We start from the raw sequence: 15387 nt of genomic DNA on the forward strand, positions 1-15387 counted from the left end.
CCTTAATTATTGCTCTGCTGATTAAATCTAAAAGCATTGACATATAAGGACTTTAGGCTTTTTGGATTCAAAAAAAGTACCTGGTATCACGTCTAAAACGCTCATGCTTGGAGCGTATTTTAGGCGCATAGTTGGGCAGAAAAATCTTGGGACAAAACGCCCGCTCCTACCTCCTGGCTCCCAAGCCATTTCTCCTGTCTTCCCCTCCTGGGAGCAGGGCTGTTTCAAAGTATTGTAGATTAATGATTTATGGAGAACGGGAGTAATGGGCATAGTGGAACAGTGAAATTTGCCAAAATTTGCCTATTTTTCAGCCAATAAGCCTCTTTAAGCTCTGAGAGGATATTTGGTTCAACGCCGCTTAAAAGCCTCCATCCCCGTGTCTGGTGTGTCTGGTGCGTCCCCGTGTCTATTGAGAATGAAACAGCCCTGCCTCCACGGTCGGGGGAGGGGCGAGGGGTGGGTTGTCTCCTGTCTCCTGTCTCCTACCCCTACCCCTACTAAAAGACTTTTAAGCGCAAACCCTAATTATTCGGTAAGTCCTAATTAATTAAACTTGTAAGCAGCTTTGTAAACTATTAATTAATTCTTGGTCTAAATAAGGCTTAGTTAAATAGTCATTTGCACCTAATTGTTTAGCTAATATACGATAGGGCTGACTACTGCGAGATGTTAACATTAATACAGGCATTTCTGCCATAGAATATTGTTTACGACAACGACTGAGGAATTCAAAACCATTCATTTGTGGCATTTCTACATCACAAATAACAGCTTGAATTTGAGTATGTTGCTGTAGTTGTACTAACCCTTGCCATCCATCTTTAGCTTGCACAATATCATATCCTGCTTTTTGTAAAGTATTGGAAATAGCTTGGCGAGTAGTTAGAGAATCATCAATTACTAGAATAGTTGGTAGTTTAGAAATAGTAGACTGTTTAAATTTAGAGGTGTTTTTTGGTAAGTTTTTACTATCTAATTGTTCAGTGTGTAATGTTTTTTCTAATAATTGAATACCATCAATAACTGGTACTAAGCTCCCATCTCCTAAAATTGCACAACCATATAAATATGATGGTGGTGTTAAAATTTTGCTAAAAGGTTTTATAGTCAAATTTTGCTCCATTAATATTCGATCTATTTTGATGGCAATTGTCTCTGAATCTTCAGATATTAATAGCAACATTTCTTTTCCTTGAGAGTTTTTTGTATAAGAATTTTTCCAAGAAGATTCAACTGGTTCTTGTTGAATAGTTCCTGAGATTATGGGATAATTACAATCGAACAAAATTGATGGTGCTATAGATACCTTTTTACCTTTCCAATAATATATTTTTTCCCCTTGATTAACTTGAATTTCACTAGGTTCAACATATATTATGCCTGCTAAAATATCTAAAGGAATTGCAAATAAATTTCCCTCCATGCGGAAAACCAATAATTTTGTAATTGTTAAAGTCCATGGCAGTCTCAGAATAAATTTTGTCCCTTTACCAAGTTGGGATTGAATAGTAATATTTCCTTTCAATGATTCTATTTGTCTGTAAACTGATTCTAATCCCATGCCTCTTCCGGACAAGTCACTCACTTTTTTTGTAGTTGAAAAATCAGGATAAAATAATAATTTGTATAATTTTTTAGTGGATAATTTCGCGGCTTCAGTGGCAGAAAAAATTTTCTTTTCTATAGCTTGATTCCGAATTTTGTTAACATCTATACCTTGACCATCATCTTCAACTGCTAAATAAGTATAATTCCCTTGATAATAAGACTTAATAGTAATTGTTCCTTCTTTGGGTTTACCATGATTTTGTCGGATTTCTGGGGTTTCTATACCATGATCGAAAGCATTTCTGACTATATGAACTATAGGATCGTACAATTTCTCTAAAACTGCTTTATCTACTAAAGTGTTCATCCCCACTAATTCTAGTTTTACCTGTTTTTGCTTTTGTACTGATAAATCTCTAATCATTCTAGGAAATCGATTTAATAATGATTCCACAGGTAGCATTCGAGTTTTTGTGAGATTATTTTGTATTTGCTGTAAGGTTTGTTGTCTTTTTTTGACAACTTGTTGACCTTGCTGATGTAGTAATTTAATATCATTCACAGCTTCGCCTACTTGAGCAATTTCTTCTAATAGATTTGGCAGTATATTGACAAGATATGCTAGTTTATTATTCTGAGAATTTGGGGATTTATTTAATTCCTCTGAAAAAGTATTCATATCTTGAAGTTTCATCATTAACTGATGAAAGTTTTGCCACCCTTTTTCTAAAGTTCCTATTGCAGCTTGAGCTTGTTCATTTTGGAGAATAAAACTATTATCTTGAGTTGCTAATTCTCCTAGCAAATTATTCAGCATTTCCAGACGGTTGATATCTATCCTGACACCTAAAGAAGATGAAGATGGGGATGTAGAAGTAATTTTATTTTGCTGAATTTGTTTCTTTTTATTAGTAACTCCCGGTGCAGAAGCTTGTTTTTGAGAAATATTTACTGATGCGGTCGCACTATTAGGTGTTTTGACATTTTCTGTTTCTGCTGCAACTTCAGATTTTTTAGGGACAACAGCTTTTACTGGTTGAGTTGGTTGATTAACTTGTTTTCTCTTAGCAGTTGTTTCTACCTTTCGGGATGTTAGTGGTTTTGTTAGTTTGACCAACGTGGGATTTGGATTTCCTCCTTGAGTGCGATCGCCTGCTAATACTGCTTTTTGCCCTGCCCAAAAATCTGCTAGAGCTAGTGTAGCAATTTTTTTGATGTATTTTGGATTTACTTCCAAAGCTTTGATCGTAGTTTGAGCAATGGAAGTAAACCCAGGCAAATTTAGCATTGTCCCTAAAGTTGCAAATACTTCAGCTTGTCTCTTCAGTTCATCTTTAATGGATAAACCACTGCCGGAACCATTCTTTCCAGCTAATAAATTGTGCCAACGATTTAAACCAGAGGGTATTTCTTCTGTAAACAGAAATTTGGTCATATCACCCTCTTCCATGGACACTTCGGGAAATTCTGCCGCTTCTTCTAAAGAATGCCCAAGTTTCTTTTCGATCTGCTCAAAAACTTGCTGCGCCTTAATCATCGAATTTTCTTGGTCGTAGTTACCTGTTTCAATTTGTTTTAAAGTAGGCGATCGCAAACAGTCAAAAGCTTGCAGCAGTAAATTTTCTAACTCTAGGTCAAAAACAGTATTTTCTTGATAAAGCGCTCTAATACTATTTTCTAAATTGTGGGCAATTTTTTGAATTCCCATTAAACCAATACAAGCAGCACCACCTTTAATTGAGTGAGCTGCTCGCATTAGTTGATGTAGTTTTTGGATCTCATGCTCTTGAGAGATATTTATTAATCCCTCCTCAAGAGTCTGTAGTAATTCTGTAGCTTCTTCTACAAAAAATTCGTAGGCTCGATCGTCAATTTCTATCATTATATTACATTATATTATGTCAAATCTCAAAAGTTTTGCTACATCTCCTTGAAGTAGCAGTCAGCGGTCAGCGTTCAGTAGTCAGCTTTTCTAGGTGTATGATGAGGGTGTCCAGAACGCGCGCGCCACTAATTTTTCAGATTTTAGCTGATAGCTGATAGCTGATAGCTACTTCAATTTACCTTAAACTCTGCCACACTCTTTTCTAAATCTCCTGCCACTCCTAGTAACTGAGAAAAAGACTCTGCAACAGTCAGAGATTGTTCAGAAGTTTGATTAGCGATCGTTGCCACCTCCTGCATTGTTGTTGAAAGTTGACTAGAAGTATCAGCTTGAGTAGTAGCAGACAAAGTAATCTCCTCTACCAACTCACTGATCTGTGCACTCACATCCAATAAATCAGTCAGAGTTTGTCGCGCTCCCTTCACTAACTGAGTTCCTACCATTACCCGCTTCCGACCTACTATCATTGCTTTGACAACTTCGCTAGTACCAGATTGCATCTCTTCCACAATTTGCTCTATTTCTTGAGTAGCACTGGCTGACTGCTCCGCCAGAGAACGTACCTCACTAGCAACTGTAGCAAATCCTTGATCGTCTTGCCCTGCTCTGGTTGCCTCTACCGAAGCATTCAACGCCAAAATATTTGTTTGATTTGCCAAATCATTAATCAAGCTCAGCACCCGTGAAATTTTCTTAGAAGTTTCCCCTAAATTTTTCACCTTCCGGGCGGTTGCTTCCACTGTTTTCTGAATTACCACAATTCCTTCCACACTACGGTTCATGGCAGCATCACTGGTTTGGAGAATCTGATTTGCTTGCTGCACCTTAGCTTCTGCCTGTTGAGCATTAGCAGCTACTGCTTTAACCGCATTTGTCATTACCTGAATTTGCCCAAGAGCATTAGCGATCGCTTCTGCTTGGCGATGAGCTTCACCGGACAATTTTTCAATTTCAGCATTGTTACCTTCAGTTGTTGAACTCACAATATTTGTTGCTGACTTCACCTTTAGTACCAACTGCTGTAAGTTTTCAATCGTGGCATTAAAAAAGTCAGCCACAGTCCCCATGACACCTACTGTTACATTAGCTCGTACTGTCAAATCCCCATCAAAAGAATTTTCTATTTCTGTCAAAAAAGTTTCTATTTGACTTTCTAATGATTCTTTTTGCTGTTGTTGCTCCTGAGAGATAGTTTCTGCTGTTTTCCGAGCCTGAATTACCTGTTCTAATAGGAGAGCTTGTTCCAGGGTAGAACCTACTTGTAAAGCCAGTTGTTTAAAAACTTCGACCTCTGAATCTTGCCATTGTCTTGTACCAGAACATTGATGAGCGCCTAATAAACCATAAAGTTTTTGACCTACTAAAATCGGCACTACCACATTTGCTTTCACCTGCCATTTTTCCAACTGTTCTCGGTGACAGTCTGTTAAATTTGCCTTGTTAATATCTGCTGTGACTTGTACTCGACCTTGACGATAGGGTTCTACATACTCAGTAGGAAAACAGGGAACTTCTGTTTCCATCTCGGCAATCTTTGACCAATTAGGTTTGACTGACTCAGAAATAATCTTACCTTCCCAGTTGTCATCGAAACGATATATGACAATACGGTCAGCTTTCATCAGTAGCAGTGATTCTTCTACAGTGGTTTGGAAAATTTTCTCCAATTCTAGAGATTCCCGAATGCGGGAACTAATTTCACTGAGTAACCGAGCTTGTTGAGTTGCTTCTTGTTGTTGCTGTAGCAAGAATGCTTGGTCTAGCGCATAACCAACTTGAATAGCTACTTGCTTAATTAGGTCTATTTCTAATGCTTCCCAGTTGCGAGCAGCGGAACATTGGTGGGCGATCAATAAACCATATAACTTTTTATCTGTGACAATGGGAGCGACTAAATTTGCTTTAACCTTGAACTGTTCTAATTGTTTAATATGGCATTCTGTGAATCCCGCTTCACGGATATCATTGGTTGATTTAACTCTCCCTTTCAGATATGGCTTAATATAACCTTGAGCAAAGCATGGGTCTACAATTTCAGCTCCTAATGCTTCTGGAAACCCGACTGTTACTGATTCTGCTACTACTGTACCTTTCCACTGAGGATCGAATTGATAGACCATAACTCGATCTGCTTGCATAGCTTCTTGCACATCCTCGACTGTAGTGTTCAATATGTCTTGAGGGTTGAGAGATTTACGAATATTGGAGCTAATTTGATTGAGGGCAATGGCTTGTTTTGTGGCGGCTTGTTGCTTTTGTAATAATGTTACTTGGTCAAGAGCAAAACCTACCTGGGTGGCTAGTTGTTTAGTAAAGTCAATTTCTGATTCTTGCCACTTACGGGGTGCAGAACATTGATGTACGATTAGCAAACCATGAAGTTTTTGTTCGGCGATGATGGGAGCAACAATATTAGCTTTAACGGCAAAAGGTTCTAAAAGTTTGATATGACATTCTCCTAATCCTGCTTCATCAATATTCTCTATTGTGCTAACTCGTCCTCGCAGATATGATTTGAGATAATTTTTTTTAAAGCAAGGATCGGATATTTTTTGACCAAAGGCTTGAGGCCAAGCTTTATCTACTGACTCAGCTACAACTGTACCGATCCAGTCAGCATCAAATTGATAAAGTATGACGCGATCGGCTTGTAATGCACTACGAGCTTCTTCCACTATAGTATCAAAAATATCTTCACTCCTCTGGGAATTTCGGATTTTGATGCCTATCTCGTTTAAAAATCGAGCTTGCTTGGCAGCAGCTTGTTGTTTTTGCAATAGGTATGCCTGTTCTAGAGTATAACCCACCTGGACAGCGACCTTGCGAATTAAGTCAATTTCTAATTCTGTCCAAGCTCTAGGCCCTGTACATTGATGGCCAATTAATAGACCTATGAGTTTTTTTTCTACTACTATGGGAGCAACTAAGTTAGCTTTTACTTCAAACGGCTTAAGCTGATTAATATGGCACTCTGTTAGCCCAGCTTCGTAAATATTTTCTGTGGCTTTTACCCGACCCCTTTGATAGGGTTGAACGTAGCGATCGGCAAAGCAAGGATCGGCTATTTCTGCCCCTAGAGCTTGTGGCCAATTGCTATCCACTGATTCTGCAATAACTTTGCCTTTCCACTGGCTATCAAATTCATATACTATTACTCTGTCACAACCAAGAGCTTCACGAGTTTCTTCTACTGAAATAGTGAGAATGTCTTGAATATTTGGAGATTTACGAATCTGGACATTGATGTGATTAAGTTTTTGGGCTTGTTGGGTAGCTGCTTTTTGTTTTGTTAGTAGTAGAGCTTGGTCTACAGCATAGCCTAGCTGAGTAGCTAATTGCTGAAAAAATTCGATTTCTGATTCTATCCATTGTCGTGCTTCAGAACAATGATGGGCAATTAATAAGCCTAATAATTTTCCGTTGGCAACAATGGGAGCAACTAAATTAGCTCTAACAGCAAAGGGTTCTAGTTGACTGATGTGACATTCTGTTAATCCTGCTTCGTAGATATCAGCAGTTGCTTTTACCCGGCCTTTTTGATAAAACTCTACATAACGGTCTGCAAAACAGGGGTCGGCTATTTCTGCCCCCAAAGCTCTGGGCCAGTTACTATCTACTGATTCTGCAATAACTGTACCTTTCCAATTTTTGTCAAATTGATAAACTACTACTCTATCTGTTTGTAGGGCATCTCTGGCATCTTCTACTACTGTTTTAAAGATGTCTTTTAAGTTGAGAGATTCCCGAATATGGGAAGTGATTTCGTTTAATAATTCTGCTCGTTCGGCTGCTGCTCCTTCTGTTTCTATTAATGATTGAAGTTGATTAATTCTGATATCTATATTAGACCGTAATATAGCTAAATCTTCTGCTAAAGCATTAGTTTTTGCTCTAATTCCTAATGATTTTGGGTTAGGTTCTGGTTGCCACACTTCTACTGGAACAATTGCTAATGATTCATTATTTGTTTGACTCTGTACAGTTTCTTGATCGGATTTGTTGTAGTAATTTTGGGTCGGATTTTGTGTTCTATTTTCTGATTGATTTGTTTTTCTAAAATTTGTCTGTGTCATAATTTTAGTGGTATTAATTATCAAGCATTACTAATTATTTAACGGCTGTTGTTCAATGTTTTATTTGATTTGTTATTTCTCTGCTTTTTCTAAATATTGAATGATCTTTGTAATATCTACAATCATCATTTTTTCCCCGGCTGAGTTTGTACAAGTCCCCTTGATAAATTTTTCTACAGGAGAATTAACTTTTTTTTGTTTCAATAGGGTAATATTTTTAGTCTCAATATTTATTAATTCACCTACTTTTTGTACTAATATACCTAGATAGTTATCTTTATATTTTACTTTGACTACTCGAAATTTTTCCTGATTGTATCCAGTAGATAGTAAAGGATTAAATCCCATCAAATAAGCAATATCAATTAACCACATAATCTCGCCATGCCACTGAAAAACTCCTGTAACTACAGCTGGCATACCTGGTATTTGTAAGATTTGTCGGTAGTCTAGGGTAATAACTTCATCTAGGTCATCAGTAGATAGTATAGTTTGTAAAGTCCGATCAATTTCTATACATAAATATTGTGTGTTACGGAATAATTGTTGTTTTTGCATTGACTTTAAGTGAAGACTTTAGTCATAAAAATTTATTTTTGTTAAACAACTAATCGTCTTAATGTTGCTACAACTTCTTCTCGATTAATTGGTTTTGTTACATAAGCAGATGCACCTTGCTTCATACCCCATTTTTGGTCTATTTTCCCTGATTTACTAGAACAAATAATAATTGGTATATGAGCTGTATTTTCTTGATTTTTTAGTTCCCTACACAGTCCATAACCACTTTGACCAGGCAATACCACGTCTGTTAAAATTGCGTCAAAAGTTTTTTGATTCAGCAAAACTTTAGCTGCCTCTGCTGTGGTTACACTCAATACATCAAATCCTGACTTTTGTAGACATTCAGTCAAAATACTAGCTTCAGTTGGGCTATCTTCTACAATTAATATACTTGCTTTCATAATTTTACTACTTTTTATTTAATGTTTGTCCAAAAATTTACTTGTATTTATAAATTTTTTATTTGCCACTTTAATTTTCAGTATTAGGCAAATGTTTTTGGATCATTTTTAAGGCTTCTTCTGGTTTAGGAGGTTTACTCAAAAAGTCAGCTGCTCCTATTAATTTAGCCCGACTGCGGTCTATCAAATTATTTCGACTGGTAAAAATGATCACTGGTATCTTTTCAAATGCTGGTGCTTTGCGTAAGAATTGATAGACAGTATAACCATTTGCATGAGGCATTTCTAGGTCAAGAAAAATTAAATCTGGTTTATATTCGGCTATTTTGACAAATCCTCTAATTGGATCTTGTATACTGATAAATCTATAACCTGCAGGTTGCACAATTTTCTTTAATGTTTCAGCAACTATTGGGCTATCATCTATACAAGCAATTAATGATTGTTTTTTTGATGTAGTTTTGTCTACATTATTCCGATCGTTAGCTGTTGTTAAAGATGATTTTATAGCTGATGTTGGTAAGTCTGGTACTGTTTTTAATTGAAGTAATCCTTTTTTAACTAAAGGAAGTAAAGTTTTAGTTACAGCTAATACTGATTTTCGTAGTTGATAGGCAATATCCCATAGAGTTAGGTCTCCCTGTAAATATTTACCCCAACCAGATAGAGCTTCTGGTGTAATAGGTTTTTTCATTACAGGAACAAGATTGGGGTTAAGACTATCAAAACCTGCTCTTTTCCATAAATTTTGCATTTTAGTAACTTTACTAAAAATTTCTTCTAGTTCTCTATAGCATAGAGCTAAACCTAAAGATAATTCTGATTTACTATCTGATCTTGGCTCCCACTGGGGTGTTAGGTCTGCATAAAGACTCAAAGAAAATAATATTTCTAAGGTGACAGTACGAATGACTTTTTTAGCCTGAGAAAGAGTAATTTGATTTCTTGCTATTCCATCATACAGCAGAAGATATTCCCACGGTTTTTCTTGATCTGATAGTTGTGAGATTACAGGATTCCATTCAGGACAGTGCCATCCAATCGCTCGTTGCCAACGTCTAACTCTATGAAGGTTGCCAGTAGTATAGAGTAATCTACCATAGAATATATAAAGTTTTCCTTGTTTGGCATGGCTATTTAATAATAGGTTGCCTGTTGCCATTCTTTGACTAAGAATGTCTATTTCTTGTGCTAATTTGATGATTTTTTTATTTGCAGACATGAATTTTAAAGGTTCAATATGAAAACTCGAATAATTATCGAGTTGTGAATACTTTATAACATCACTTGTGGCCATCTGCTTAACTTTCTAGATTAGTTTTTCTTCTCAATAAAATGACTATACAATAATTTTTTTTGAGTTTTTTCTACATTAATAATATTATATAACCATACCTACATCTTTCAAATAGAAAAACACAACATTATACATTTGAAAAAAAATTGTCTTAAAATTAGTAATTTTTCCTGTGAATTCATAACATGAATTAGAGAAAAATCGTGAATATATAAGCAGTAAAATTATGTAATTTTTATCGCCAAACAAATTTGATTTCACAAATCAATTGATTACTAATATTTAAAGTAAGTATCTTAAAATACACCATGGCTTATAGTTGTTTGATATTAAGATCGTACATATAAATAATTCTACACTACTCCATCTAAGTATATATGCCATGTGGCCAATAATTTGAATGATCGCCTTATGTGGATTTACAAACTATAAAAGCTGTGCTATAATACTATGAATTTATTACAAAATTAAAAAGCGAATAAATTTATCAGGAATGTTAAATTCTCAGGGTTCTAAACAGATTAAGTTAAATTAATATTTATGATGTGAATTCTAGGAGCGATCGCCACTTGAACATTTTTTTTGCACTATGGCTTTCTCACATATCGTCTTTTCAGAAGTTAGGATACATATTAGTTATCAAAGTATTGAAAAGGAGCAATAGAGATGTACTGACTCCATTCAGTTCTCAGTTAATATTTTTAACTTTTCACCTTTGTGAGGAGTCTATAGACGCGGATCGATTTCCCTTGGGTATCTCTCATATACCTATAACTGTTCACTGATTCAATTCTTTAGGGTCAACAAAATATAGTAGAAGTATTACAAAATGATAAAACGGCCACATCAAGGCCATATTAAACACTTAAATTTTTGCTAATTTGAGACAAATACAAATCGTTGGATCATGCTATGATTAATCTTAGTAAGATTGAAAGTATAAAGTATATTGTATGTACATACACTAGACAATAACTAGAACTAAATCCCCATCAAACAAAGTACTGACAATCTGCTCAACAGAAGCTGACTTTTAAAAGTTAGAATCATACTAAGGTAGATATTTGAAATTTTCCCGCGATGTGTTTAGGTTACACCTTGAGATTTACGGCGTTGCTGAATTGAAGTATGAATGCGCGATTGTTTGGTTCTCGCCTTCGCCCCCGAGCATCCCCCAATTTAGGGGGACTTTTAGAGTTTTATTCCCCCCAATTTTGGGGGGTTAGGGGGGCTTGCATCATATCCCAGAATCAGCAACGCCAGATTTCTAAACCGTGCTAAACATTGCTGTGCTTTTTCCTAGCTCATGCTGCGCAAACATATCGGCGACAGCCAAAAACATGATTTTACCTTCTGCAGTTTGGAATTAAACACAGTTTACAATAACTGGCGTTGGTAATTTGAGGTATGATATCATTTCCGGATAAGAGCGCGATAGAAGTCCATGACCTTTACGCGACCAAAAAACTTTATCCTTATACTCGGGGTTTCTTCTTCTTTCTTTCCTCCTGACTCCTGACTTCCCCTCCTGGGAGGGGTTAGGGGTGGGTTGGGAGGGGGAGGGGCTAGGGGTGGGTTGACTCCTAAGTAATGCGCGATTAATATCATACACGCGCTTTACCAACGCCCAATAACTCTTTGCTTCATATTCTGGGTTTTATCCAGATACTAATAAGTTAATCGCACCTTTAGGCGATCGCATTACGCATAGATCGAGTTATTCAGCAAATAATTGCCTTTTTTATCTTTTTTAGGTTGATTATGCTTTGCCATATTTGAAAGTTTTACAGCGCAATTCATTTAAGTAGACTACAAAATTATTTTTGGGTAGGGGGTAGGGGGTAGGGAGTAGGGAGTAGGGGCGTTAATGATAGTTATGGGGAAGCTAACGGCCGTTTGCGTTCCGCAAAGCTCCGCTAACGCCCTTAAACTCTGTACTTCATCAAGTGGAAAACTGCTATTAATGAAATTTAAAATCACAATTTCTCCCTTTAAAATTGCTAAATACTTAACTTTTGGCATAATATTTTTAACTATATGCAGCATCGCCATTCAGATAGGTAAATACGTTTTTGATTACCGCGAACCCTGGACAAGATTATTTAATCTCGACCGGGAAATGAATATTCCAACTTGGTATTCAAGTTTAATGTTGGTATCTTGTGGATTAATTATTCGTGGAATTTTTGCTATAAAAAAATCATTGTCTGACCGTTTCTGGCGACAGTGGAAAATTCTCTCAATCATCTTCTTTCTATTAGCATTTGACGAAATAGCTAGTATCCATGAAATTTTGATTATTGATGACTTAGCAGATGCTCTAAATATTCCCAGTTTTTGGCATTCAGTGTGGGTAATTCCCGGAACAGTTTTAGTAGCAATTTTTATCTGGAAATATTGGAAATTTATACTCTATTTACCAAAGCAATTACGCCGATATTTCTTAATTGCTATTAGTTTATATGTAGGTGGTGCATTGGGTATGGAAATGGTCGGAAGTTACTATGATGGAATTGATGGTCAGCAGAATTTAGTTTATGCAATGTTAGCCACTGTAGAAGAAGTAATGGAAATGATGGGATGTGTAGTTTTTATCTATAGTTTATTAACTTATTTAGGTGAGTTAGATGCGGATATAGGAGTTAGTTTTTATATTAAAAATAAGAGTTAATTTTTTTCGTTAGAAGTATGTAGAGCTTACCGGTCTAATCTAAAAGCATTGGCATATAAAGACAAGTGCCTTTTTTTTTGTCGAAAAAAGTACCTGGTTTTCAGTCTAAAAAGCTCAAAAAGTTAGTATTTTAGGCGCATAGTAGGACATAACAATTAAGGAACAATTCTTACCTAATAATTAATAATTAAATATGGGTTGCTGATTAATTCTCAAAGTATTGACTGATATTGGTTTTAGCGTTTTATAGTTGAAAAAAGTACCAGCTTTTTGGTGGAAAAAGCTCATGCATGCTAGTATTTTGGGATGATTATGGCAGAAAAATTGAGAGACAATTCTTAACTCCTACCTCCTTGCTCATTCCCATTTCTCCTGTCTTCCCCTCCCCTCCTGGGAGGGGCTAGGGGTGGGTTGTCTCCTGTCTCCTGTCTCCTACCCCAGCAAAAAGACTTCCCATACGCAAACCCTAGTTAAGGCAGCCACTTCGGATTAAAACCAGTTAGAGGCAACTCTTCTGGTTGAAGCTGCCACTGGGAATCATCTTCTGGCATTTTTGAATCTAAAGGTAACATCCATAAACGACTAATTTTTATTGTGTTTTTGGTATTTTCTTGTTCTTGTTCTTCTTGATTTGATATTGTTACCATTTGGTCAAATAATAATGCTAAACCATCCGGAGACAAATCCATGTTAACCTCCTGTTGGTTTGGCAAAATCACTAAAGGTTTTAACAAATTTCTCTTAATATCAAATGCTGCAATATAAGGTTGTTCTTGATACTCTTCTCCATTCTCTACTACTTGAGTTAATAAACAATAAAGAATACTTTTATTCGGGTCAAATTCTGCAGTGAGAATATTACCATAAGGACGAGTTCGCAATATCTCTCGCTCCTCGCCTTGATTAGTCACAATATAAAGCGATCGCGTCCCATCTTGATTATATTTTACCATCGTTGCCATCGAACCATCAGGAGCAAAATTTAATACTGTTCCAAACTTTGGTAAAAATATTAAATCCTCTGAATCTGTTTCTGGATTTATTGGTAAAATTGAGGTTCCTTCTCCTTGTAAAATTACTAAATTTTTGCTATCTGGTGTAATTAAAAAGTCTCCACCTTTTTGAATTATTCCATCTTTATTTGTTAAAGGTTGTACTTCTTTTCCTAATTCTAATACCCACGGTCCGGAATCAAAAATATCTTTTCTATTTACCCGTTGAATTACAATTTTTTTACCATCAAGAGATAAATCAAATTTCAAGTTTTGGTATTCTGAATTATCAAGAACTTTTTCGATTTTACCTACAGCTTCTGAAGATTTTAATTTGGCATCTCCAGGAGCAAAATTAATCCCAGTTGTCACAGTGTATATTTGTTGTTCTATCAGAGTAGGAACTTCATTTTGCTTTTCAACTGCCGAAAATAAAATCTTTTCTCCCTTGGGAAAAAATTTAAAATCCATTACTTCTAAATTTTTCGGACTTAGTATTATAGGCTGTTGTTTTTTAGTTAAATTAATTAAGATTAATCTGCCTTTTTTCTCTCCTTGAAAACCTATATAAGCAAATGCACGGTCGCGACTGCTAAATAGACCTTGAAAAGGCTGCATTACCTCCCCTTGATCTAAACCATAAAACTTTTCTTTTGCCCCTGATAATTTCACTGTATACTGATTACCATAGGGAGCAGGTTCTAAAATTGTATAAGCCATTCTCCGACCTGCCCAACTCACTTTCCCTGGTAAAGGTGGTTCTATTGTTAAGTTTTTTTCAACACTTGCATGGTTCATGGGTCGATTAAAATTTAGTATAAAAGCTGTATCTTCAGCTCCTATTTTTTTGTCTTGCCAGCTAAAGTCTTTAACTTTTGGAGCTGTACTTCCACCACCCACAAATAGCAGACAAATTAACACAGTTAATCCGAGAATCAAAGTAATAGCAACTCTGTCCAGAGGTTGTCGTAACTCCTGTAAAATAATGTCTTGATTTTCGCGAAATAGATGATTAATTTTTTTTCTTAAATTTACCATTTATTTTTCCTTTATATCCCACAGTTAAAGAAGTCAGAAGTCAGAAGTCAGAAGTTATTTTTGTGATACCAATTCCCACGCATTATACCAAGCGTGAAAAAAGAATGTTACGAATAGTAAGAGCGATAAAAATAATTTACAGGAGATGTCTATTTGATAAAGCGGTGCGACCCCGCGACGACGATAGTCGCATCTGGTAGCGCACCAAGAGAAAAAGATAATTTACGCCCTAAAAAATGGTATTACAGCGGTTTTCATTTCAGTAGACCACAGTAGGGGCGAATGGCATTTGCTAACGCAAAGCTCCGAATGGCGCCCTTACAAGGTTTTCGTTATGACGATGTGGTTTATCAATCTGAAAAGCGCTGTAAAGCTATTCCCATAGGACTCGGTCCTCCTGAGTTCCCCTCCTGGGAGGGGCTAGGGGTAGGTTGACTCCTAAGAAATACCCTAGATATTTGTAGCAAACATTTATCAAATTGGTATTAGTGCTATACTTGGGCAATACTTCAGTTGTCAACTAATTAGCACAAACCGAATCACTTTGCATGCTAATTTTAGCTTGCGTTAATGTTAATTATTCTTATGGTTGTTTCCCCTCCTGGGAGGGTTTAGGGGTGGGTCTCCTGCTCAACAAAATGTAGAAAAGTTTTTGAGAAATGGTATTACAGGGATTTTGAGCAACCCTCAAAAAATATTTCGCTTTAAAAGACGGGGTTGCGCGACCCAATTATTTTGATAAAAGTTTCGGATGAGTTGAAAATTGTGCTTAATCATAATAGTATTTACTACCGTTTGAAGACTTATTCTTAATATTTATAGAGGATTATTTGTGAGATTGCTATAATTAAACGGAGATAATATTATCTTTTTATTTTGAGTTTAATACCCCACGTTCTACATAGTGTTTAAAAT

General features: G+C 36.1%; 7 protein-coding genes. 1 reads left to right on the top strand and 6 read right to left on the bottom strand.

Annotated features, from left to right (window positions below; genetic code table 11):
- Positions 1-550: 550 nt before the first annotated feature.
- From F6K15_RS16840 to F6K15_RS16860, 5 genes are all read right to left on the bottom strand, one after another.
- Positions 551-3433 (bottom strand): hybrid sensor histidine kinase/response regulator, encoded by a 2883-nt coding sequence (locus F6K15_RS16840; protein WP_293062615.1) that lies wholly within the window; start codon positions 3431-3433, stop codon positions 551-553.
- A 173-nt stretch (positions 3434-3606) separates the two neighbouring features.
- The gene (locus F6K15_RS16845) at positions 3607-7509 is read right to left on the bottom strand and encodes a GAF domain-containing protein (RefSeq protein WP_293062617.1); all 3903 of its coding nucleotides are present in this window, start codon (positions 7507-7509) and stop codon (positions 3607-3609) included.
- 72 nt (positions 7510-7581) lie between these two features.
- Positions 7582-8067: a chemotaxis protein CheW gene (locus F6K15_RS16850; protein ID WP_293062619.1), complete on the bottom strand. Its 486-nt coding sequence runs from the start codon at positions 8065-8067 to the stop codon at positions 7582-7584.
- Positions 8068-8108: 41 nt separating this feature from the next.
- Positions 8109-8474, bottom strand: coding sequence for a response regulator transcription factor (locus F6K15_RS16855; RefSeq protein ID WP_293062621.1), 366 nt, complete (start codon positions 8472-8474; stop codon positions 8109-8111).
- 70 nt (positions 8475-8544) lie between these two features.
- Positions 8545-9696, bottom strand: coding sequence for a response regulator (locus tag F6K15_RS16860; RefSeq protein WP_293062623.1), 1152 nt, complete (start codon positions 9694-9696; stop codon positions 8545-8547).
- Between the two features lie 2038 nt (positions 9697-11734).
- Here F6K15_RS16860 and F6K15_RS16865 point away from each other — a divergent pair.
- A complete protein-coding gene (locus F6K15_RS16865) occupies positions 11735-12442 on the top strand; it encodes a hypothetical protein (protein WP_293062625.1) in 708 nt (235 codons plus the stop codon).
- Between the two features lie 470 nt (positions 12443-12912).
- Here F6K15_RS16865 and F6K15_RS16870 read toward each other — a convergent pair whose 3' ends face one another.
- On the bottom strand, positions 12913-14472 hold the full coding sequence (locus tag F6K15_RS16870) for a hypothetical protein (protein WP_293062627.1): 1560 nt from the start codon (positions 14470-14472) through the stop codon (positions 12913-12915).
- Between the last annotated feature and the right edge of the window lie 915 nt (positions 14473-15387).

The organism is Okeania sp. SIO2B3, assembly GCF_010672525.1.
In the GTDB taxonomy this organism is placed as follows: Bacteria; Cyanobacteriota; Cyanobacteriia; order Cyanobacteriales; family Microcoleaceae; genus Okeania.